This is a genomic window from Thermus brockianus (assembly GCF_001880325.1).
Taxonomy (GTDB): domain Bacteria; phylum Deinococcota; class Deinococci; order Deinococcales; family Thermaceae; genus Thermus; species Thermus brockianus.
This window is the reverse complement of sequence record NZ_CP016313.1, coordinates 114,738-134,763: the sequence shown is the minus strand read 5'-3', so window position 1 is coordinate 134,763 and position 20,026 is coordinate 114,738. Positions and strand designations below refer to the sequence as shown.

Sequence of the window (20,026 nt, the reverse complement as noted above, 5' to 3'; positions counted from 1 at the left end):
CCAGGTGGCGTCTTCCCACCGCTCCCGGAAAACGAGGTTTCAATCCTCACCGGTCCTTTCGGACCGGTGCAACCTTCCCTAGCGCCATCACCCCTTCCGGGGAGATGAGGTTTCAATCCTCACCGGTCCTTTCGGACCGGTGCAACGCCCAGGCCGTGGACCGTCTCCCACGAGAGGTCCAGGTTTCAATCCTCACCGGTCCTTTCGGACCGGTGCAACCTGGAGCAGCCCCGCACTATCGGCGGGCTGCCTCAGCGATGGTTTCAATCCTCACCGGTCCTTTCGGACCGGTGCAACTCCGCATCGTCACCGGGTTCCTGAACGCCCTCACCCTGTTTCAATCCTCACCGGTCCTTTCGGACCGGTGCAACTCCTCCCTCCATGATAAGCCTTCTGGACGTGAGGACCAACCCCTTTTGCGCGGACCAGGCCTGAAACCCCCTTCCCCCGCACCCCTGGAGCACACGGTCCAAAACTCCTTTTCAAGCTCCCCGACGGCGTTTGCCGCCTTGCGCGAACCCCCCAAATATTTCGCACCCAAAGGAGGTTCGCGCTTTCGTTGACATCATAGAACGAGGGGCTCGTCAAAGTCTATGTACTTGTCCCTACCGTGGGCACGGAGAGATTTCGCCCTACCTCCGTGAAGCACATAAATCCGAAGGCTATCCTTTTCCAGGTCCATGACTTTGAGAAGCTTGGCCTCCAAGTCCTCTAACTGAGCTAGGCTGAGACGACATTCAAAGAGGGAAAGCTGGACCCTTTGCCCGTAGTTCTTACAGATCTGGGCCACCTTTCTTAAGCGCCTTTGTCCCTCTTCCGAAAGGGTATCCACGTCATACGCTACAAGAACATCTACACGCCCCACGTTCACCTCGCCACAAAACCCGGATACCTAGGCAGATCGCCCCGAAGGTACCGGGCTAGGAGCCTCGCTTGCAAGTGAGGCAGTAGTCCTACGGGTACTGGTTCCCGAAGGAGGGGGTGGATTACTTCTTCCTGCTTCCTCTTCTGGTAAGCAACAAGCACCTCCCTTCGCCCATCTTCGGTTAGGTACACCACACCTCCGGGCCTCTCTAGGAAGTGTTTGGGTCCCAACTGCCTGCGGTTCAGGAGGGTTAGGGCCAGGCGATCGGCCCACCACGCACGAAACTCCTCCACAAGGTCCAAGGCAAGGGCGGGCTTTCCGGGGCGCAAGGCGTGCAGGTAGCCCACCTGGGGATCAAGTCCCACCCCCTCCAAAGCGGACACCGCATCGCTAACCAGCAAGGTATAGAGGAACGAAAGCAAGGCATTGACTGGGTCGCGGGGCGGTCGCTTGACCCTACCTGCAAAGGCGAAACCGGGTACTAGGAGCATTTCACCGAATGCTTGAAAGTAAGCGGCAGCTGCCTGCCCCTCGAGGCCCCGCACCTCGTCCAAGCTGTTGGCGCGAGGTAGGGCCGACAAGACCGCCTCCTGCTCGCGCAACGCTTGGCTAAGGACCTCGGAGGCGCCCCCTTCCCGGACCGCCCGAAGCAAAACCACCCTGGCGTTGCGCACCTTGGCCTGGACAAAGGCTTGGGCCAGGGCCAGGGCTTTTTCTTCCTCGTCCAAGGCTTGGTATTGCGCTCTCCGCAAAAGCACGTTTCCCGAGACCCGGCCCACCATCCGTCCCTGGAACCTTCCGTGTTCGCTCAACCAGACGACGGACCGACCGTCCTCCGAACACCGGGCCAGGAGGTGGGGGCTCACCAGCACGTTGCCGAAGAGCACGAGGCTCCCCAGGTGGTGCAGGGGGACCTGCAACCGCAGCTCTCCTTCCACCTCTACCCGCACGGTATCGCCCTGCAGGCGAAGGTAAGCGCCTTGGGTCTGGACAAACAGGGAGTTGAGCAGGATGCGGTTCAGAGGGTTTCCTCCAAGGTGTCCATCAGGTGGGGCAAGCAGACCTCCACCAAGGAGCAGTCCCGACATCGGGCGTCCTTAACAGGTGGGGGAAGGTGGCCAGAGTGGAGTAAGGTGCGGACCTGCTCGGTGACCTCGGCCACGAGGGCCCTAAGTTCAGGCGTAAAGACTACCTCCCGCCTTTTCCTAGATGTTCGGTAGAAAAGGGCCCCTTTGGGCACCTCAACCCCTAGCATCTCTTCCAGGCAAAGGGCTTGGGCACATAGCTGGATTTCGTCTGCCCGCCTGGTGCGCCTCGGGCCCACCTTGTGCTCCACAGGGTAGGGGACCCCCCCGTGAAACTCCACCGCATCCGCCCGCCCCACAAGCCCCAGGCGCTCTGAGTAGAGAGGCAGGGCGAACTCCACCCTAACCCCCTCCCGGACAAGGCCCTCGGGCAGGTCCACCCCTTCGTGAGCCCGGCGGCCCCTCAAGGTGTAGAGGTTGTCTTCCCAAGCCGCCTCCACATGGATGAGCGCACACTGCCTTGGGCAGTAGGCGAAGTGCTGCAGGGCGGAGATGGGGATGGCCTCATCCCACATCGCTTGGCAGCTCTTCCATGCCCTCCGGCCTGACAAGCCAGGTCAGGTGCACCTTGGGGAAGCCGTAAGCTTCTAGGGAGCCGCCCATTGGTGCCATCACCCTGTAGTCTGAGAAGCTCCGGGGAGTCCTCACATCTTGGCGGCGCTCAACCTTAATCAGATCAAAGAGGCGGTGAGCGGGAGCGTTCCCCTTAGGGTCCTCGTGGCTGAAGACGGCGAGGCCGCGCACCACCATCTCACCTCGCGCCGCAGAACGGTCTAGCTCAAAGAGCTCGCTCATCGCATTCCAAAGGGCCTCAAGATCCTCCCTGCGGACGCCCGTCTCTTTCCCTAGGAACGGGTTGAAGAAGCCGTGTGCTCGGTACAGACCATAAGGCACCACGGGCTTCCTGCCCATCTCCGTTTCCTTGCGGGCCCGGTCCTCTTCCCGGGTAATGGCTACCCGGGTGATGCGGACGTCCAGAGGCGCTACCGGGTCCAGGGAGCGGGCGAAGGTGAGCTGGACGGGCCCTCGGACCTGCCCCGCATTGAGCCCCGTGCTGAGGACCGCGCCGAACATGCGAACGTCAAAGAAGCGTTCCGCAAGTTTTTCCCTAACCTTTTTCCGGTCCTCGTCCGTGAGCTTTTTGTTCCGTGCCGCCTTGGCCAATTCCTTAGCTATCTTCTTCAAATTTTCCTTAAGCGGGTCAGGTAGGCTCTCTCCCTCATCAACCAGAATTGCCGAGAACTCTTCTTCCTTCTTTGCCTCGCCGGTAAAGTAGAGGGTATCTCCTTCCCGGCTAAAGCCTTTCTCCGAGAGGCTATCCAGATACTCCAATAGCGTTTCGTCTACCGCGAAGCCAAGCTGGCCTAGAGGAAGGGATACGGGTTCAATCCCTGCCTCCTGAAAGCCCTCGAGGATTAGCCTATTTAGCGCCACTTTGCTCTGGACGAAGATGGAGAAGCGGGGCTGCCCCTCATAGACTTGGGCGATGTAGTCCCGGATCTTGCGCTTCAAGGCCACGTCCGTGACCAGGCCGTGCATGGTTTCCGGGTCCACCCGGGGCAGGTTGCCCGCATCCGGGTCGCCGTTGGGGTTTCCATACCAGACCTCGAAGAGAAAGACGAATTCGTGCCGCACTTCTGGATTAAGGTGCCGCTCGTTCATTGCGCCTCCTTTCCGCTTTCCTTATGGGACTTCGCCCGAAGCTCCGCCCGTTGCTGGTAAAACCCCAGGGCAAACTCCGCCTGTCCCGTGAGGTCCAAGGTTCGGGGGAACCCCCCAGCTTGGTCCAGGGCAGCGAGGATCTCCTCCACCATCTTCCGTAGCTCCGAACCCACCTTCGGCAGGTGAGCGGTGGTGGCGATCCGCAACAGGTTGCCGAAGGTGGCGGCAGGGGCGGTGCAGGCCGCCCCATAGAAGCGGTCCACCAAGGTCTGTTTTACCCTGTAGCGTAAGGCCCTCTTCTGCGCCTCTTCCAAAACCGCCAACAGGCGGCCTGCCAGGTAGGCGGGGTTCCTCTGCTCCCGGTCCAACTCAGCCATACAGGTGCCCTCCTTCTTGTAAAAGAGCCAAAGCTTTACCGCTGCCATCAGGGCGTGAAGCCGCCCCCACTCCTTCGGTCCGCTTGGGCTTAGGAGCTTAGGGTTCCTGAGAAGGTGAAGGGCCAACAGGAGCTCCTGGGGCGGTGCCGCACCCAGGAAGGCGGTGCGGATGAGGTCCCGGGCAAGCGTAGGGTTAGCCTCCCCCAGGGCCTGAATCAGGGCGCCTATGGCCATGGGCCGGGGGTCTTCCCCGCGTGGGCCCACAAGCCGGGTGGCCTCGAGAAACCGGGCCACCGCCTCCTTCAGGCGGCCCAGGGACACGGCAAACCACTCCCGGACCACGAGCCGTCCCTTATTGGCCGAAAGGACAGCCAGGTAGAAACTCACCTCGTCTAGATGGGTGGGCCACTGGCTACCCGTCCAGGGAGCCTTTAGAAGTTCTCGCAGTTGGGCGAGATCGGGGAGGGGAGTGTCGGGCCCCACTTCCTCGCTAAGGAGACCCCCAAGGGCCGCTTCCAAGTCCAGCGAACCTGCGGGCCCCTCAGATGGTACCGTCACTGGTTCTTTCAGCCAGAAGACGGCGAGCTGGTTCTGCAGCCCGCCCTTTGCCTCCCAGTACAGGGTACGGTGGTGGCGTTCCGACCGGCTCAGGTAGTCCAGGGCGTCCACCACTTGGGAGGCGCACGCATAGCATGTGGGAGCGTTCTCCGTCTGCTTCTTTCCGAAAGAGTTGAAAGCACCCTTGTTGAAGGATACCATCTGGCACTTTTGTCCCAGAATCACAACCTCCCTAGGAAAAGTGCTCACAACCTTTTTCTTCTCGCCGCACAGGCCGCAGTAGCCCTCTTCCTTCTCAAGCTTCCTGGCTAGAAAACGGCTCCAGAAGTCCCGTACTTCATCGAGGTCCGTAGGCAGAACGCCATCCACCTTAAACGCCACCAGGTCCCTGGGCTTTCCCCCTTGGTTAAGAAACTGCCTCTTGATGGTCCTTACTTTCAGCGATTTGAGTAACTGGAGGACTTTTTCCAAGGCGGGCAACTTTGTCTCGTGACAGGCTTCTTCCAGGAGCCCCACAAAGCTTCGGTGAAGGAGTCGAGCCTCCTTCTCCTTCCCCTTCTCAGGAATCCCCAATACGTAACGGGCGTCGTCCACGAGAAGGTAGGGCTTCAGGTTGTTTTCGCTTGCCTTCCCAGAGCGCTGGCGGTCCGGGGCGGGGATTGGCTTAACGCCCTTTCCCCTACCCAAGTGCTCCAAACAAGCCTTTTCCCCCTCCAGGCGGACCAGCCAGGAAACCCTTTTCTCCTTGTAATTCGTCGGAAGCAACACGCCTTCCTCATGGAACCGCCGGAAGGCTTCCTTAAGTTCCCGGAGCATGGCCCCCCTCCAAGCGGTAGAGTTCTTGATACTTTTCCTTCGGGACCTCCAGCCATCCCCCCTTGATCCGGGCGTGGAAGAAGAGGGGGAGGGCGTACCCCTTGACCTCGCCCTTTCCCGGACGCTTAAAGGTCAACTGGGGGCGGGCTGGGTCCTCCACAAAGGCGATGTCAAAGAGCATGGGCCCCAGGTCCAGGTCCAGGCTGCCATCGGGCTCCTCCCCGTCCGGCGGGGCGAAGTAGGCGGGGAATTCCCGGGTCCCCAGGTAGGGGGTGTGGTGGTACTGGCCCCGCTCCAGGCGGCGCGCGAACTGCTCCCAGTACTTAGCGATGGGGTCCGTGGCCTGCGGCCGCAAGACCATCTCCGCCTCAATCAGGTAGGCCACGCCCTTCAGGACCAGGCTAGCCCGTTGCTGGCGCTTGTCCTCCACGAAGAAGGGCTGGACCATGTGGTTTTCCACCTCATTGCGCAGGATGGCAAAGGGAGTCCCCATCTTAAGGATTCCAATGCGGCGCACCTCGTATCGGAACTCTGGCTTCCAGAAGATGGCCTCGAGGATACCCCGGGCAGCGCTCGGGGTGGGAACGGGGTAGGAAACCCGTTCCACCTTGAACTCGGGCCGAGAGAAACAGGCGAAATCGCCCCAAACCTTAACAGTAACCCCTGCCACCCTACCCCCTAAACGATGAGATCGCTAGGATCAGTATAGCCTTCCGCAAGGCCCCGGACTTGGTCATAGGCACCTCGCCACACGTATAGATCGGTGTGGCCCGGCACAGGCTCCAAGAAGTGGCGCTTTTGCTCTGCCTCTTTCCGGAACAGGCTCACCAGGTAGGGCTGAAGCCGCCGCCAGTTGGTAATGGTGGGGTCGTTACGAAAGGCCTCCAGCCACTTAAGCCCCTCCCGGTAGTCCACCACAACGGATACGGTGTCCTCCCGGATGAGGCGGTAGCGCTGGGCCACCTCGGGGAAGTTCAGCTCCTGCCTGTACCCCTGGATCTCCCGGTCGGTCTCTACCGCCTCGTAGAGTTCCTTGAAGTACTTCCTGTAGAGTTCGGGATCGTGGAGGCATTCGGGAGAGGACACCATCTTGAGGAGGATCCGGGCCTTTTCTGTCCCCACCCGGTAGGGCCCTTGGGGGCTGGTTCCCTCCTTGGGCCAAAAGAGAACCACCCGGCCCGCCTCCAAACGGCCCTCCCGGTTGCACCGTCCCGCAGCCTGGACCACGCGGTCCAAGGGGCCAATGGCCCGCCACACCTCGGGGAAATCCAGGTCCACGCCGGCTTCCACCACCTGGGTGCTCACCAGCCGAACGGGTTCTCCCCCGCAAAGCCGCCTCCGCACCTCCGCTAGGACCTCCCGGCGGTGGGCGGGGCAGAGGAGGGTGGAAAGGTGGAAAACCCCCTCCTCCTCGCCCAGGGCATCGAGGAGCGCCAAGGCGTCCTTCCGCGTGTTGACGACCACCATCACCTGCTCACGGCTTCCCACCTCTCCCGCCACCTCCTTCCACGAGAGGGGTTCTTGGCGGAGCTCGTACTCCACCCGCCGGAGGACGCTGAAGTGCTGGGGGTAGTCTTGGACGATCTCCCGTATCTCTAAGCTCCGGAAACCAGGGACGGCCTCAAAGGTGGGTTGGGTGGCCGTGGAGAATACCACGGTGGCCCCGTAACCGCCTTGCTCTACGGGGGTAGCGAGCAAGCGGAGGACATCCAGAGTGGGCTCAAGGAGCTCAGGGGGTAGGGTCTGGACCTCGTCCAGGAGGATCACGCTCCGGGCCAAGCGGTGCACCTTCCGCATCTTGGATGGGCGGTTACTGAAGAGGCTCTCAAAGAGCTGGATGGTGGTGGTGACAATGAGCGGCGCATCCCAGTTCTCCGTGGCAAGTTGCTGGCGCAATAACCCCTCGTCCTGGGCCTCATCCCCGTTCTGAGGGGGCTCGTAGGCGGAGTGGTGCTCCAATACGGCCTCCTCGCCCAAGATCTCCCGGTAGACCCCTGCGGTCTGGTCAATGATGCTCGTATAGGGGATGGCCACCACCACACGCCTGAGGCCATGCTTTAGGGCGTGCTTTAAGGCAAAGGCGAGGCCGCTACGCGTCTTACCCCCACCCGTGGGTACGGTGAGGCGGAAGAGGCCGGGAGGCAACTCCGCCGCCTTCAAGCAAGCCTCGTACACCTCGCTGCGAACCCTGTTCACGGGGGACTTGGGGGCGGTTTGGAGGAGGGCTTCTTGAGCTCTTTGGAGTCTTTGCCAAAGGCTTTCCAAAGTAGGTTGCCCCTGGCGGAGGGAGGCCAGGTGGGGGTCAAAGTGCGCCTCCGTGTCCAGGTAGTCTGCGTCCACGAGCGCCGAAAAGGCCATTCGGATTAGGAGATCAAGCCTAAGGCTCGTAGCCTCGTGCCCCGCTACTTTGGTTTTCACCTCCTCCAGAGCCTCCTTCAGGGCCTGGAGTGTGGCCTCCTTCAAACCCTCCTCTTCGAGGAAGTCAAGAATACTCTGGAACACTCCCTCTTGTCGGGCTCGTTCCCCAGTCTTGCCCAACTTGCTGGTCGCCTCGCCCCTGCTGGGAAGGCCTGCGTGATGGCCCAGCACGGGTAGCGCCAAGGCCTCCCAGCCGCTTTGGGCAAACTTGCCCTTTTCCTTGTGGGTGAAAGATAAAAGCGCATACGCTAAAGCAGCGCCCCAGATGGAGTGGGGCACCTTTTGCAAGCGCCCACCCCTCGCTACTCTCTGGAGGTAGTCCTGAAACTCTTCTGTGGCCTTTCCTGCGTCGTGGAGATATCCCAAAGCTCTGTTCAACTTTGGGGTCCCAAACGCCTGAGCGAACTCGCTGGCCCGTTGGGCAACGGCCTCGAGGTGGTCCTTCAGAAAATGCCATCTCCCCTCTCCGTTGGGCGTATGGGCGCGTAAGGTCTTGCCGGTTTCCATGCTTTTATGCTAATCCAGGTTTCTACCCATCCCTTACCCCAGAAACGCAATAAAGAAAGGCCACTATGCATCAAAAAACTATACCAGCCTTCTGCGCTCTGGCCAACTTCCTCCCCTCCTTTGCCACAAGGCCGAAGAGGATACCTAAACACTCGCAACCATATTCCTCACCTTCACCCTGCTCGCAGCCCTTCCCTTCAACGGATACTCTACAAGGACTCTAGCCTTCGTCCAGGACTTTGCCCGCTGGAGGTGAGGAAAAGGGATTTCACTACGGGAGGCAAAGGAGGCAATATACTGGCCCCATGCACTTCCAGGTGCCCCGGGCCAAGCTTGCAGGGTACCTGCTCGACCCCAAGCACCCGGCGGGAGGGGGCAAGGCCCGCATCTTCGCAGGCTTGGGTTTTCCCCCGCGGTCCTGGAGGCGGCCCTCCTGGGCCATGCCCGGGAAGCGGAGGAGGTAGAGGGCCGGCTCGGCTTCCAAGGCCAAGGGGTGCTGGTGGTCCTGAGGGGGCCCTTACGGGGCCCCAAAGGGGAGGCGTGCGTGCAGAGCGCTTGGTACCTTGAGGAGGAAGAGGAAGGAATGCGGGAGCACGACCTGGTAGTCCTGAAGCGGGACAAGGAGGCGTGGGGCCTAAAGGCGGGGGATGTGGGCACCGTGGTCCTGGTCTACCCCCATGGGGGCTACCTGGTGGAGTTCGTGGACCACGAGGGCAACACCCTGGCCCTCCTGGATCTTTCCGAAGAGGAAGTGGCGCCCCTCAAGGGCCCCGCTCTCCTCCGGGCCAAGGGCGCCTAAGCCTGTCCCCGCCCAGCTCCCCTGGCGGGGGGCTTTTCTCGGGGGGCTTTGGGAGTTCCAGACTTGTAAAGTTCGGGAGGGCCGTGCTTCTCTCCACCCGGGCGGGGCGTGGTTCTAGTGGGCTCATAGGTTCTTTACAAACACGGGTTCAAAAGCGTTCACTTGGACCGGCATCATCCTCGCTTGGATTCCTCATGGGTTCGCACAAAACAGGAGGAAGCCAGCCCGCAGGACCTCTTGGGCCTCCCGGAACGGGGATTCCTTATAGGTAAGTTACACCCCCTATTAATTATATCCGGGAAACCGGAGAAAGCTATTACGGGACAGATCCTAACTTCACTTGGATTCCTCGTAAGCACGTCAAACCGTTCTGAACCACACTGACACCATCCTGGATGTGACGGCTTGGATTCCCCATGGGTAGGTTACAAACAGCCAAAGTGCCCTCCAGGAAATCGTCCTGTCATCTCCCTCTAATCCCCATTTTCAAGAAGCCCTCCGGAGGACCTCCAGGTGGACGGCAGGCCCCTCAAGCTCTTCGTCTTTAGCCGGCTCTCCCCTTTGCACCTAGGAGAGGACCGCCGCTTCCACCCCGAGGGCCAAGAGGTGCGCTTCTTCCTCGCCTCCCCGCTACCGGGGCTTTTAGAGGCTTTCCTCCGCCCCCTGCAAGAGACCGGGGAGCTTGTCCTCTATGGCCGGCCTTGGCCTCTCCGTCTCCTAGAGCCCCTGCCCCTACCCGAGCCCCAGGACTTCCTCCAGGTGAAGGCCCTTTCCCCTATCACCGTCTATCGTACGGTGGGGAGGGAAACCCACTACCTTTCCCCAGAGGATCCCGACTTCTCCCCCCTTCTTGAGGCCAACCTCAACCGGAAGGCCAAGGCCCTTCACCTGCCCCCAGGCCGGGTGCGGGTGGTTCCCCTTGGGGGGAACACGTCCCGGATGGAGCGGTACAAGGGGTTTTGGGTGAAGGGGTGGATAGGCCAGTTCGCCCTCCTAGGGGACCCGCACCTCCTCCACCTGGCCCTCACCGCTGGGCTTGGAGCCAAGAACCCCCAGGGCTTTGGCTTCGTTCGGGAGAGTCAGCGGCGAAGTAGCAAGAGCTATATCCCCGGCCCTTGGTAAAGGAAACCCCGCCCGTTTTACGCCCTGAGGCATTGGGAAACGCACCGTACTTAACCTGTGGAGACCTGGTTTTACAGGTGCGCTAGGGACATGGGAGAAGAGGCGTGCTGGTTAGCCTATGCGGCGCTAGAACTCCGGTCTACAGGACAGGGAGTAATGACCCCAGCAGGTAAAGGGGTGGTGGATTGGGGGGCACGTCCATCATTTTTTACACAAGAGCCTAGGCCATTGCCCTCTTTCCCTCGCCCGGCGGGGATATGTCAGGGTAGGTGCTCGGTGCGGGCCTCGTGGCCATCCGGGAGGCGGTAGGCGTACCCCCGGGGGATCCCCGAGGGCGGCCTCGGGGATCCCCCTCCTCGTTCTAGCGGGTAGGAAGGGGAACCCCAACGGGGGGAAGAATCCCAGACTGGGCCAGGCTTGCCCCACGGGGTAAACGAGGGCCCACTGCAGGGGCTGCCGCGGACCTGCGGTGGTGGTATAGTTACGGTGGGTCTTGAACCTAGGCCCACCCACCGGGCCTACTCAACGGACCCTTTGCAAGGGGACCTAAGAGTAGAGGAATCCAAGAAGGTAAAATGTCTAAAGTACACCAAAGCTCAAGCGGAATACCAGGAGAACCTACCCCTGCCCATCTGGGCAGGCGTAGCCTTTGGCATGCCCTAGACTTGCCCGGCAGATCCCCCTTGGGGTGTTATCGGGGGCAAACTCGCTTTTCCAGCCCCTCCGCCCGGACCACCCGCTCTTTGGGCACCAGGTAGGCCCCCCATCCACCCCCACAAAGGCTTTCCTCCCCTCCCGTCCAACCGACGAAGTAGCCCGCGCGCCCGTCGGGGAAAAGGAGGTGGTCGCCGCGCTGGACGCATCCGGGGAGGGCTCGCCTCCGCCCAAACCCGGTCCAAGCAGGCTACCCGGGTACCCCACCGCCCCCAGGACCACCCGGTCCAAGCGGGAGAGGCCCTGGGCCCAGAGGGCCTCCGAGGTGAAGCCTGGGCGGAAGGCCCGGTGGGAGGGGACCCAGAGGTTCGCCCCCTGGAGGGGCCTCCTGGGCGCGGCGGGGCCAGGGCCGCCCCCACCGCCGGGGTCGGGGGTGATTCTTGCCCGCAGCCCTAGAAAGGCATGGCGGCTCCCTTACACGGCCATGACAGGAGGCGCCTATGGTGGGCGCCATGGACCTCCGCCTGGCCTTGCCCGTGGACCAGGTCCTCCCCAAGCGCGCCCAGGTGGAAGCCTTGGGGGTGGGCCTCGAGGTCTACCTGGATCCCGAGCACCTGGAGGACGATGCCCTCTTCCACCGCTTTGCCCACACCTTGGGACGGGCCCCTTCCGTCCACCTCCCCTTTTGGAACCTGGACCTCCTCTCCCCCGACCCCGAGGTGCGCACCCTCTCCCTCAGGCGCCTCCTCTTCGGCCTGGAGCGGGCAGCGGAGCTCGGGGCGGACCGGGCGGTCTTCCACTCGGGCATCCCCCACGGAAGGACGCCGGAGGAAGCCAGGGCGCGGGCAGAGGGCTTGGTGGAAAGGCTCGGCCCCGTGGTGCGGAGGGCCCAAACCCTGGGCATCCGCCTCCTCTTGGAAAACACGCATGAACCCCACCCCGAGGCCCTCCGGCCAGTGCTTGCCGCTTACCCCGAGGCCCTAGGCTACTGCTTTGACGCCGCCCACGCCCGGGTGTTCAGCAGAACACCTGAGCCCGAAGCTTGGCTTTCCCTGCGCCCAGAGCACCTTCACCTCAACGATACCGACGGGGTTTACGACCGCCACTGGAACCTGGGCGAAGGCATCCTGGACCACGCCCGCTGGCTTCCCCCCTACCTGGACCTGCCCCTGGTCCTGGAGGTAAGGGGACACCCCCAGGCGTCCCTAGAGTTCCTGGCACGCCTACACCAAGGGCTTGACGTTTCCCTGACCGAGGGCGCGTAGCGTGAGGCCCGTGGAACGGGTTCTCGCTCACGGGAGGGGAAAGGCAAGACGCTACACATTGGAGCCCTTGCCCTTCCTCCTCCCCGCCTATGGCCTCTTCCTCCTCTTCCTCGTCCTACCCGTGGGGGAGGCCCTCTGGCTTTCCCTCCACCAGGAAAACCTTTTCGGCAAAGGGCGGGAATGGGTGGGGCTGGGGAACTACCTCGAGGCCCTCTCCCGCCCCGAGTTCTGGAAAAGCGTCCAACTCACACTGGCCTTCGCCCTCATCACCGCCCCTCTGGAGCTCCTCTTGGGCCTCCTCGCCGCCCTTCTGGTGTACCGGCCGTACCCGGGCGTGGCCCTCTTCCGCACCCTCTTCTTCCTCACCACCGCCGTCCCCACGGCCGTGGCCGCCGTGGCCTGGGGGTGGTTCCTCCACCCTGTGGGGGGGTGGGCCAACCGGGCCCTGGCCGCCCTGGGCCTTACCCCCCAGCCCTGGCTTACCTCACCAGAGTTCGCCCTGCCCACCCTGGCGGTCATCACCGCCTGGGCTGGGGTGGGCTTCACCGCCATCCTCCTCACCGCCGGGCTCCAGAACATCCCCGAGGAGGTCCTCGAGGCGGCCACCGTGGACGGGGCAGGCCCCTGGACCCGCTTCTTCCGCATCACCCTGCCCCTCCTCTCCCCCACCCTCTTCCTGGTGGGGCTTCTGGTGGTGCTCAAAAGCCTCACCGCTTTCGGGCAAATTCACCTTCTCACCCGGGGCGGCCCCGCAGAGAGCACCATGGTCTGGATCTACCGGGTCTACCAGGACGCCTTCTTCAACTTCCAAGTTCCCCTGGCAGCGGCGGAAGCCTTCCTCCTCTTCCTCCTCCTCCTGGGCCTTGCGGCCCTCCAGTTCTGGCTCCTAGGCCGGAGGGTGCACTATGCGTAGAGGCCTAAGGCTCCTCCCCACCTACCTCCTCGCCACCGCCTACGCCTTCCTCCTCATCCTCCCCCTCCTCACCCTCCTCTCCGCAAGCCTCCGGAGCGAGGGGGACCTCTACGCCCCCACCCTCCTCCCTCCCAACCCCACCCTCGCTCCGTACGCTGAGGCCCTGGCCAAGTTCCCCTTGGGGCGTTTCCTCCTGAATAGCCTCCTGGTTTCCATCAGCACCACCCTCGGGGTCCTGGCCACGAGCCTCCTCGCCGCCTATGCCCTCACCCGGATGCGTTTCCGGGGCCGGGAGGCCCTCTTTGGCCTGGCGGTGGCCCTCCTCCTGGTACCGGGGGAGGTGACCTTCCTGCCCCTTTACCTCCTGGTGGACCGGCTTGGCTGGCTGGACACCTACTGGGCCCTCATCGTTCCCTTTGTGGCGAGCCCCCTGGGGGTCTTCCTCCTCCGGCAGGCCCTGAGAACCATTCCCGAGGACTACTTTGACGCCGCCCGCATTGACGGGGCCAACCATGGCCAGATTCTGCGCCACGTGGCCTTGCCCCTCGCCGCCCCCGCCCTAGGCGCCCTGGCCGCCCTCACCTTCATCGGCAGTTGGAATATGTACCTTTGGCCCCTCGTGGTCACCAAAAGCCGGGAGATGCAGACGGCCCAAATCGCCGTGAACTACCTCCTGAACGAGGAGGTAGCCCGTTGGAACGTGGTGGCGGCGGGGGCCATCTTGGTCCTCCTGCCTACCCTGTTGGCCTTTTTGCTCGCCCAAAGGGCGTTTATAAGGGGCATCGCCCTGGGCGGGCTTAAGGGATGAAGGAGGTGTGGTATGCGGACCTGGCTTGTAAGTCTAGCGAAGGCGGGCGCTTTGGGTTGGCTCTTCCTCTCCCCCACCCTGGCCCAGCGGACCACCGTGGAGTTTTGGCACTCCATGGGAGGGGTGCTGGGGGAGGCTACGGAAAAGCTGGTACAGGCCTTCAACCGGAGCCAACCGGACGTGCAGGTGAAAAGCCAGTACGTGGGGAGCTACGACGACGGCATCAACAAGCTCCTCGCCGCCCTAAGGGCCGGCAGGGGTTACCCCCACGTGATCCAGGTTTACGATATTGGCGCCCGGATCATGGCTGACTCCGGCGCGGTGGTGCCCCTGGAGGACCTGGCCCGCAGGGACGGGTTTGACCTGGACCGCTTCCTGCCCCAACCCCGAAACTACTACACCCTCGAGGGCAAACTCTACGGCCTCCCCTTCAACTCCTCCAACCCCATCCTTTACCTCAACATGGCCGCCTTCCAGGAGGCGGGTATCCCCTTCAAACCCACCTGGTCCCTGAAGGACCTGGAGGAGGCGGCCCGCGCCCTCACCAAGAAGGACGCCCAGGGGCGCACCGTACGGTATGGGCTTTCCATCCCCATTGACTCTTGGTTTGTGGAGCAGATTTCCTACAACTCCGGCCAGTACTTCTGCAACAACGAGAACGGCCGCAAGGCCCGGGCCACGGCGGTGGCCTTTGATAACGAAGCGGCGGTGGCCTTCCTGGACATGTACGCCCGGCTGGTACGGGAAGGGGTGGCGGCCAACACGGGCCGGAACTGGGCCGACTCCCAAAGCCTCTTTGCCCAAGGCCAGGCGGCCATAGCCGCCTACTCCACGGCAAGCCTCACGGGGGTTCTCCGGCAGGTGGGTGGGCGTTTCCCCTTGCGCACCGCCTTCTACCCCTACCTGAAGGAGCGGAGCGGCGTGGCCATCGGCGGGGCGGCCCTATACATCCTAAAGGGCGCCCCCGAGGCGGAAACCCAGGCCGCCTGGCGGTTCGTGCGCTTCCTTCTGGAGCCCAGGACCCAGGCCCAGTGGCACCTAGACACGGGCTACTTCCCCGTGGTGAAGGGGGTGACGGAGCTTCCCGAGGTGCGCCAGGCCCACGTGCGGCAACCCAACTACACCACGGCCATCCAACAGCTCGCCACCAGCAAGGTGAACACCGCCAGCGCCGGCTGCCTCATGGGTTCCTTCCCCGAGATCCGGCAGTACGTGCAGACGGCATGGGAAGAGGTACTCAAGGGTAAACCCGCCCGCGAGGCTCTAAGGGAGGCCAAGGCCAGAGCAGACGCCGCTTTGGAGCGGTACAACCGCAGCGTGGCGGGTCGCTAGCGCTCACCGGGGCGCCACCCCGGGCCGGGCCCGGGGTGGTTTTCTGATACCCCCCTGACACCTGCCCCTTAGCCTGAGGGCATGCGGATCCTGGTAACCAACGACGACGGCATCTTTAGCCCGGGGCTTTGGGCCCTGGCCGAGGCGGCAAGCCACCTGGGAGAGGTCTTCGTGGTGGCCCCGGAAACGGAGCAAAGCGCCACGGGGCATGCCATCACCATCGCCCACCCCGTGCGGGCCTTCCCCCATCCCGCCCCCTTGCCGGGGCCCGATTTCCCCGCCTACCGCATCCGGGGCACGCCGGCGGACTGCGTCGCCCTGGGACTCCACCTCTTTGGGCCCATAGACCTGGTCCTTTCCGGAATCAACCTGGGGAGCAACCTGGGGCACGAGATCTGGCACTCGGGCACCGTGGCCGCCGCCAAGCAGGGGAGGCTCTTCGGCCTCTCCGCCGCCGCCTTCAGCGTGCCGGTGAACGGGAAGATGCCCGACTTCGCCCTGCTAAAGCCCTGGGTTGTGCGGACGCTGGAAACCCTCCTCCGTTTGGAACCCCCCTTCCTCGTGAATGTGAACCTCCCCCAAAGGCCCAAAGGCTTCCTCTGGACCCGGCAGTCGGTGCGGGCCTACGAGGGGCTAGTGGTGCCCGGGGAGGACCCCATGGGCCGGCCGCTCTTTTGGTTTGCCGCTAAACCCCTTAAGGAGGCGGAGGAGGGCACGGACCGCTGGGCGGTGGAACAGGGTTTCATCGCCGCCACCCCCTTGCGGCTGGACCTCACGGACGAAGGCCGGCTCCAGCCGGAGTTGGCCCATGATTAGCGCGTTGATACCCACCAAAGACCGCCCCCACTTTCTCCTCGAGGCCCTCCGCTCCCTTCAGCGGCAGAGCTTTCCCCACTTTGAGGCCATCGTGGTAGAGGACGGCGACGGGGCAGGTCTTTTGGCCGCGCGCTCCTTCCCGGATACCCGCATCCGGGCCCTTAGGAACCGTGGCCGTGGGCAGGTTGAAGCCCGCCTTACCGGGCTTGAAGAGGCTAGGGGCAAACTCGTCCTCTTCCTGGACGATGACGACCTCCTGCTAGACCCCGCCTACCTACAGCGGGTGTGGCGGGCCTTGGCCCAAAGGGAAGGGGTTGCCTATGGGGAGGGGGTCCTCCTGGTGGGTACGGAAACCCTTTCCTTCGCCCCAGGAACCGTGGGCCCATGGCTCCTCCGGGACAACCGTATCCTAGCCTCCGGAACAGCCCTTCCCCGGGAGACCCTCCATGGCCTCGGGGGCCTTGACCCCCAGATGGGGGACTACTGGGACTGGGACCTCTGGCTCCGCGCCTACCAGAAGGGGCTCCCTTTTTACTACCTCCGCGGGCAAAACATCGGCGTGCGCCTCCACGGGGGGAACCAAAGCTACGGGCAGCGTTGGCAAGAGCGGAGGTTTTACCTGGACCGCCTGCGGGCTAAGCACGGCCTCCCCTTTATCCCCCTCAAGGACCACCTCCAGCTCCGCTAGCCCTCACAAGCCCGGCAGGAAAGGAGCAGGTCCCGGCTATAGGTTTGGGCGGCGCTAGCGCTAAACTGGTAGTAGAGGCTCTTGAGCCCCGAGCGCCACGCATGGAGTACGAGCTCGTTCACGTCCTTGGGCGGAGCGTCGGGGTGGATCACCAGGTTGAGGGACTGCCCCTGGTCTATATACTTTTGCCGGGCAGCGGCCAGGTTGACCAGGGTTTTTTGTGAAACCTCCCCGAAGGTTTTGAAGACCTCCTTCTCCTCGTCCCGTAAAAAGTCCAGGTGTTGCACCGAGCCGTTGTGTTCCAGAATGCTCCGCCACACCTTTTCCTCGTCCTTGCCCTTTTCCCTCAGGAGCTTCTCCAAAAAGGGGTTTTTGAAGGGCACCCGCGCCTTCTGCAGGTCCTTGAGGTAGTAGTTGCTGGTATAGGGCTCAATGGAGGGGGAGACCTGGCCCAGGATGAAGGAGCTGGACTTGGTGGGGGCCACGGCCAGGAGGGTAGCGTTCCGGCGCTCCATGAGCCCCGCCAACTCGTCCTCCGGGTGGCGCTTCCTAAGCCATCGGGAAGCCTCCTCAGCCCGCTCGCGGATGGTCTTGAAGATGAGGTTGTTGAGGAAAAGGGCCTCCGCGCTCTCCAAAGGGATGCCCTTGGACTGGAGGTAGCTGTGCCACCCGAGCACCCCGATGCCGATGGCCCGGTAGCGGCGGGCGAAACGCACGGCCCGCTCCATGTAGGGGATGCCCTCCGCCTTCTCTATGAAGTCGTCCAAAACAGAGTCCAAGAAGATGACCAGGGTTTCCACGGCGTCCGTGTCCTTCCACTCATCAAAGTGGAGGAGGTTCAAGGAGGAGAGGCAGCAAACGAAGCTCTCCTCCGGGCTGGAGGGGAGCATGATCTCCGTGCACAAGTTGCTGGCGTGAATCGTTTTGCCGAGCCCGCGGAAAATCTCAGGGGCCTGCCGGTTAGCGTTGTCCCGGAAAAAGATGTAGGGGATCCCCACCTCCGCCCGGCTCTTGAGCACAGCAGCCCAGCGCTCCCGCTTCTCCCGGTCCCCGGCGATCATCGCCTCCAACCAAGCATCCCCCACGGAAACGCCCCAGAAGAGGGACTGGATCTCGGAGTTCTCCCTTTGGATCCGGGTCCACTCCCAGAAATCGGGGTGCTCTATGGGCAGGTAAGCGGCGCACTGGCCACGACGGGTGGAGCCTTGGTTGAAAACTTCAATCACCCGGTCAAAGAGGCTGGCAAAGGCGTAGGAACCGTTGCTCTCCCCGTTGTCCCGGATAGGTGCCCCCCTGGGCCGTAGCGTCCCCAAGTAGACCGAGGTGCCCCCCCCTTGCTTGCTCATCATCCCAATCTCCGCCACCGCCTGCAGAATGGAAGCAGTGTCGTCCTCCACGTAGGTGCCGTAGCAGGAGATGGGGAGGCCCCGCTTGAGGCCGTAGTTGGCCCAGATGGGGGTGGCCAAGGAGTACCAGCCGTAGGCCACGTAGCGCTCAAACTTCTCGGCAAAACCCGGGATCTTGGTAAGTGCCTCGGCCCGAAGGGCAATCTGGCGCACCCGCTCCTCCACGCCCACCCCGGGCAAGAGATAGCCGCGGGGCATGTAGAGCCGGGTCCACTCGTTGGCCCAGTACCAGGGCCGGTATTCCGTTTCCGTACGAATCATGCACCCCTCCTCTCAGAAAAGCTCGTCCGGTTCGTAGCTTTTTAGCCTGCGGGCGTAAGCCACGCTCCGCTTGTTGAAGAAGTCCACCTCTTTGTCGGCAAGAAGCTCCAAGGAAAACCACTCCGTGTCCCGTAGGCGCTCGGGGTTCACGGAAAAGGGCTGGGGCAGGCCATAGAGGGACAGGACCTCGTTGTACCGCCCCTTCAGGAACTCCACCACCTCGTCCCGGGATACCGCCTCGAGGTCGCCCGCGGCGAAGATCCAGTCCACAAGGGCTTCCTCCCCCTGGTAAAGCCTTTGGGCAAAGGCGAGCACCTCCTCGGCGAAGCCCTCCGCGAAGAGCTGGGGCTCCTCCTCCCGGAGGATGCGCAGGAGCTCCACCCCAAAGAGGCCATGGATGTTCTCCTCCTTGCTCGTGGCCTCTATCGCGTTGGAGATACCCTTAAAACGCCCCGCCCGGCGGTTTAGCGCCATGAGGGCGTAGAACTGGGAAAACAGGGAGATGTGTTCGGTAAAAGCAGAAAAGAGGAGAAGGGCCTGAACATGGGCGCGCAACGTGCCCTCCCGCCACCGGCTGAGCACCTGGGCAAGGGCCTGGCTTCGCTCTTTTAGGGGGGTTTCTTCCTCCAAGGCTTTCGCAAAGAGGCCCTCTAGGCTGAGAAGGTCCAAAAGGTGGGCGTAGGCGTTGGCGTGGCGCACCTCGCTCTCGGCGAAGGTCATGCCCACCTCCGCTATCTCGGGTTTGGGGAAGACCTCGTAGAGGCGGGCCCAAAAGAGCTTCACCGCAAGCTCCACCTGGGCGATGGCGAGAAGGGCCCGCCGCACCATGGAGCGCTCCTTCTCCTCCACCAGGGCGTAGTCTTGAACGTCGGCGGTGTAGCTATACTCCGTATGCACCCAGTAGCTATGGCGGATAGCGTCACGAAAACGCAATAGCCCCGGATACTCATAAGGGCGGTAGTGCAACCTGGGCTCGGTGAGCATCATCCCTCCAAAGGTGGCACCGGCGTGGGCCGGCCCGACGCGTCCAACGCTACCAGCACAAAACCGCCTTGGGCAGCCAGGTACCGTTCTCCTTCCAAGGGCTCCACCCAAAGCTCCACCGCCACGCGCATGGAGGTGCGCCCCACCTCCACCACCCGGGCCACCAGCTCCACGATGGAGCCCAGGGGCACGGGATGCTTGAAGTCCACGGCATCCGCGTGCACGGTGACCACCTTACGCCGGGCATGGCGGGTGGCGGCCACGAAAGCCGCCTGATCCATCCAGGCCATAACCGTGCCGCCAAAAAGGGTCCCGTAGTGGTTGGTTTCTCCCGGGAACACCGGGTATACCATGCGGGTTTCCCGCACGAACACCTCCTCATAAACCGGACAAAAGCCTAGGGCCGTTGGCTCCTTAGATGAGCCGTACACCCGTCCTTGCGGGTTTTGGGGGAAGGGTTTAGGTCAAGGTCCCATGCGCATCACCACCTTCACCCTTGCCTCGAGGGCTACGGGGTAGGGCCGCGAAGCGGGTACTCGGGCTTCCGGCCAGGGGGCCGGTTACCGTTGCGGGACAGCGCCGGACTCTCACCGGACTTCCCCCACCGCCCAAAGGCGTCCAGACCTGTCGGCCTGGCATCGCGGCCAGGGTACCCCAGGTATTGGGTACCCCGCATGGGAAACTACCACA

The 20,026-nt window shown here is 63.1% G+C and carries 19 protein-coding genes, 1 CRISPR repeat array and 1 riboswitch (1 of these 21 running past the window's edge); of the genes, 9 read left to right on the top strand and 10 right to left on the bottom strand.

Annotated features, from left to right (window positions below; translation table 11 throughout):
- A CRISPR array of direct repeats spans positions 1-372; the repeat unit is 38 nt; unit sequence GTTTCAATCCTCACCGGTCCTTTCGGACCGGTGCAACC (it extends 259 nt beyond the left edge of the window).
- 193 nt (positions 373-565) lie between these two features.
- From cas2 to A0O31_RS11570, 7 genes are read right to left on the bottom strand one after another with little or no spacing between them, the layout of a single operon-like run.
- A complete protein-coding gene (gene cas2 / locus A0O31_RS11600; RefSeq protein ID WP_071678276.1) occupies positions 566-865 on the bottom strand; it encodes a CRISPR-associated endonuclease Cas2 in 300 nt (99 codons plus the stop codon).
- A gap of 2 nt (positions 866-867) precedes the next feature.
- Positions 868-1,887 carry a type I-C CRISPR-associated endonuclease Cas1c gene (cas1c, locus tag A0O31_RS11595; RefSeq protein WP_071678275.1) on the bottom strand — a complete coding sequence of 340 codons (1,020 nt, stop codon included), beginning with the start codon at positions 1,885-1,887 and terminating at the stop codon, positions 868-870.
- A complete protein-coding gene (gene cas4, locus A0O31_RS11590; RefSeq protein ID WP_071678100.1) occupies positions 1,884-2,465 on the bottom strand; it encodes a CRISPR-associated protein Cas4 in 582 nt (193 codons plus the stop codon). Before cas4 ends, cas1c begins: the two co-directional genes overlap by 4 nt.
- On the bottom strand, positions 2,455-3,612 hold the full coding sequence (cas7c, locus tag A0O31_RS11585; RefSeq protein WP_071678099.1) for a type I-C CRISPR-associated protein Cas7/Csd2: 1,158 nt from the start codon (positions 3,610-3,612) through the stop codon (positions 2,455-2,457). The genes cas4 and cas7c overlap by 11 nt, the downstream gene beginning before the upstream one ends.
- Positions 3,609-5,363 carry a type I-C CRISPR-associated protein Cas8c/Csd1 gene (cas8c, locus tag A0O31_RS11580; RefSeq protein WP_071678098.1) on the bottom strand — a complete coding sequence of 585 codons (1,755 nt, stop codon included), beginning with the start codon at positions 5,361-5,363 and terminating at the stop codon, positions 3,609-3,611. Before cas8c ends, cas7c begins: the two co-directional genes overlap by 4 nt.
- Positions 5,347-6,033 (bottom strand): type I-C CRISPR-associated protein Cas5c, encoded by a 687-nt coding sequence (gene cas5c, locus A0O31_RS11575; protein WP_071678097.1) that lies wholly within the window; start codon positions 6,031-6,033, stop codon positions 5,347-5,349. Before cas5c ends, cas8c begins: the two co-directional genes overlap by 17 nt.
- Positions 6,034-6,041: 8 nt before the next feature.
- Positions 6,042-8,288, bottom strand: a complete 2,247-nt coding sequence (locus tag A0O31_RS11570) for a CRISPR-associated endonuclease Cas3'' (RefSeq protein ID WP_071678096.1) — start codon at positions 8,286-8,288, stop codon at positions 6,042-6,044.
- Between the two features lie 305 nt (positions 8,289-8,593).
- Between A0O31_RS11570 and A0O31_RS13625 the strand changes: the two genes are divergently transcribed.
- The 9 genes from A0O31_RS13625 to A0O31_RS11530 all read left to right on the top strand — a co-directional run bounded on the left by A0O31_RS13625 (position 8,594) and on the right by A0O31_RS11530 (position 16,685).
- The gene (locus tag A0O31_RS13625; protein ID WP_420855820.1) at positions 8,594-8,752 is read left to right on the top strand and encodes a DUF6883 domain-containing protein; all 159 of its coding nucleotides are present in this window, start codon (positions 8,594-8,596) and stop codon (positions 8,750-8,752) included.
- Between the two features lie 119 nt (positions 8,753-8,871).
- Entirely contained in the window at positions 8,872-9,087 is a 216-nt protein-coding gene (locus A0O31_RS11565) for a DUF4926 domain-containing protein (protein WP_071678274.1), read from the top strand.
- A gap of 513 nt (positions 9,088-9,600) precedes the next feature.
- Positions 9,601-10,209 carry a CRISPR-associated endoribonuclease Cas6 gene (gene cas6 / locus A0O31_RS11560; RefSeq protein ID WP_071678095.1) on the top strand — a complete coding sequence of 203 codons (609 nt, stop codon included), beginning with the start codon at positions 9,601-9,603 and terminating at the stop codon, positions 10,207-10,209.
- Positions 10,210-11,375: 1,166 nt separating this feature from the next.
- Positions 11,376-12,128, top strand: coding sequence for a sugar phosphate isomerase/epimerase family protein (locus A0O31_RS11555; protein WP_071678273.1), 753 nt, complete (start codon positions 11,376-11,378; stop codon positions 12,126-12,128).
- Positions 12,129-12,186: 58 nt separating this feature from the next.
- Positions 12,187-13,041, top strand: a complete 855-nt coding sequence (locus tag A0O31_RS11550; protein ID WP_071678094.1) for a carbohydrate ABC transporter permease — start codon at positions 12,187-12,189, stop codon at positions 13,039-13,041.
- Positions 13,034-13,849, top strand: a complete 816-nt coding sequence (locus A0O31_RS11545; protein WP_071678093.1) for a carbohydrate ABC transporter permease — start codon at positions 13,034-13,036, stop codon at positions 13,847-13,849. The genes A0O31_RS11550 and A0O31_RS11545 overlap by 8 nt, the downstream gene beginning before the upstream one ends.
- Before the next feature lie 12 nt (positions 13,850-13,861).
- On the top strand, positions 13,862-15,181 hold the full coding sequence (locus tag A0O31_RS11540; protein WP_071678092.1) for an ABC transporter substrate-binding protein: 1,320 nt from the start codon (positions 13,862-13,864) through the stop codon (positions 15,179-15,181).
- 81 nt (positions 15,182-15,262) lie between these two features.
- Positions 15,263-15,997, top strand: a complete 735-nt coding sequence (gene surE / locus A0O31_RS11535; RefSeq protein ID WP_071678091.1) for a 5'/3'-nucleotidase SurE — start codon at positions 15,263-15,265, stop codon at positions 15,995-15,997.
- Positions 15,990-16,685: a glycosyltransferase family 2 protein gene (locus A0O31_RS11530; protein WP_071678090.1), complete on the top strand. Its 696-nt coding sequence runs from the start codon at positions 15,990-15,992 to the stop codon at positions 16,683-16,685. The genes surE and A0O31_RS11530 overlap by 8 nt, the downstream gene beginning before the upstream one ends.
- Here the strand turns inward: A0O31_RS11530 and A0O31_RS11525 are convergent.
- The 3 genes from A0O31_RS11525 to A0O31_RS11515 are packed head-to-tail and all read right to left on the bottom strand — an operon-like array spanning position 16,682 to position 19,689.
- Positions 16,682-18,352, bottom strand: coding sequence for a ribonucleoside-diphosphate reductase subunit alpha (locus tag A0O31_RS11525; RefSeq protein ID WP_071678089.1), 1,671 nt, complete (start codon positions 18,350-18,352; stop codon positions 16,682-16,684). The genes A0O31_RS11530 and A0O31_RS11525 overlap by 4 nt on opposite strands.
- A 12-nt stretch (positions 18,353-18,364) precedes the next feature.
- Positions 18,365-19,336 (bottom strand): ribonucleotide-diphosphate reductase subunit beta, encoded by a 972-nt coding sequence (locus tag A0O31_RS11520; protein ID WP_071678088.1) that lies wholly within the window; start codon positions 19,334-19,336, stop codon positions 18,365-18,367.
- Positions 19,336-19,689, bottom strand: coding sequence for an acyl-CoA thioesterase (locus A0O31_RS11515; protein ID WP_071678272.1), 354 nt, complete (start codon positions 19,687-19,689; stop codon positions 19,336-19,338). Before A0O31_RS11515 ends, A0O31_RS11520 begins: the two co-directional genes overlap by 1 nt.
- 129 nt (positions 19,690-19,818) lie before the next feature.
- Positions 19,819-19,959, bottom strand: a riboswitch (adenosylcobalamin (AdoCbl) riboswitch).
- Positions 19,960-20,026: the final 67 nt, after the last annotated feature.

Excerpts from the sequence above, each read along its gene's own strand:
- surE (WP_071678091.1), top strand. The coding sequence starts at position 15,263 with ATGCGGATCCTGGTAACCAACGACGACGGCATCTTTAGCCCGGGGCTT.
- A0O31_RS11515 (WP_071678272.1), bottom strand. The coding sequence starts at position 19,689 with ATGGTATACCCGGTGTTCCCGGGAGAAACCAACCACTACGGGACCCTT.
- cas7c (WP_071678099.1), bottom strand. The coding sequence starts at position 3,612 with ATGAACGAGCGGCACCTTAATCCAGAAGTGCGGCACGAATTCGTCTTT.
- A0O31_RS11540 (WP_071678092.1), top strand. The coding sequence starts at position 13,862 with ATGCGGACCTGGCTTGTAAGTCTAGCGAAGGCGGGCGCTTTGGGTTGG.
- A0O31_RS11570 (WP_071678096.1), bottom strand. The coding sequence starts at position 8,288 with ATGGAAACCGGCAAGACCTTACGCGCCCATACGCCCAACGGAGAGGGG.
- A0O31_RS11545 (WP_071678093.1), top strand. The coding sequence starts at position 13,034 with ATGCGTAGAGGCCTAAGGCTCCTCCCCACCTACCTCCTCGCCACCGCC.
- A0O31_RS11525 (WP_071678089.1), bottom strand. The coding sequence starts at position 18,352 with ATGATTCGTACGGAAACGGAATACCGGCCCTGGTACTGGGCCAACGAG.
- cas8c (WP_071678098.1), bottom strand. The coding sequence starts at position 5,363 with ATGCTCCGGGAACTTAAGGAAGCCTTCCGGCGGTTCCATGAGGAAGGC.
- A0O31_RS11565 (WP_071678274.1), top strand. The coding sequence starts at position 8,872 with ATGCGGGAGCACGACCTGGTAGTCCTGAAGCGGGACAAGGAGGCGTGG.
- A0O31_RS11530 (WP_071678090.1), top strand. The coding sequence starts at position 15,990 with ATGATTAGCGCGTTGATACCCACCAAAGACCGCCCCCACTTTCTCCTC.
- cas4 (WP_071678100.1), bottom strand. The coding sequence starts at position 2,465 with ATGTGGGATGAGGCCATCCCCATCTCCGCCCTGCAGCACTTCGCCTAC.
- A0O31_RS11520 (WP_071678088.1), bottom strand. The coding sequence starts at position 19,336 with ATGCTCACCGAGCCCAGGTTGCACTACCGCCCTTATGAGTATCCGGGG.
- A0O31_RS13625 (WP_420855820.1), top strand. The coding sequence starts at position 8,594 with ATGCACTTCCAGGTGCCCCGGGCCAAGCTTGCAGGGTACCTGCTCGAC.
- A0O31_RS11555 (WP_071678273.1), top strand. The coding sequence starts at position 11,376 with ATGGACCTCCGCCTGGCCTTGCCCGTGGACCAGGTCCTCCCCAAGCGC.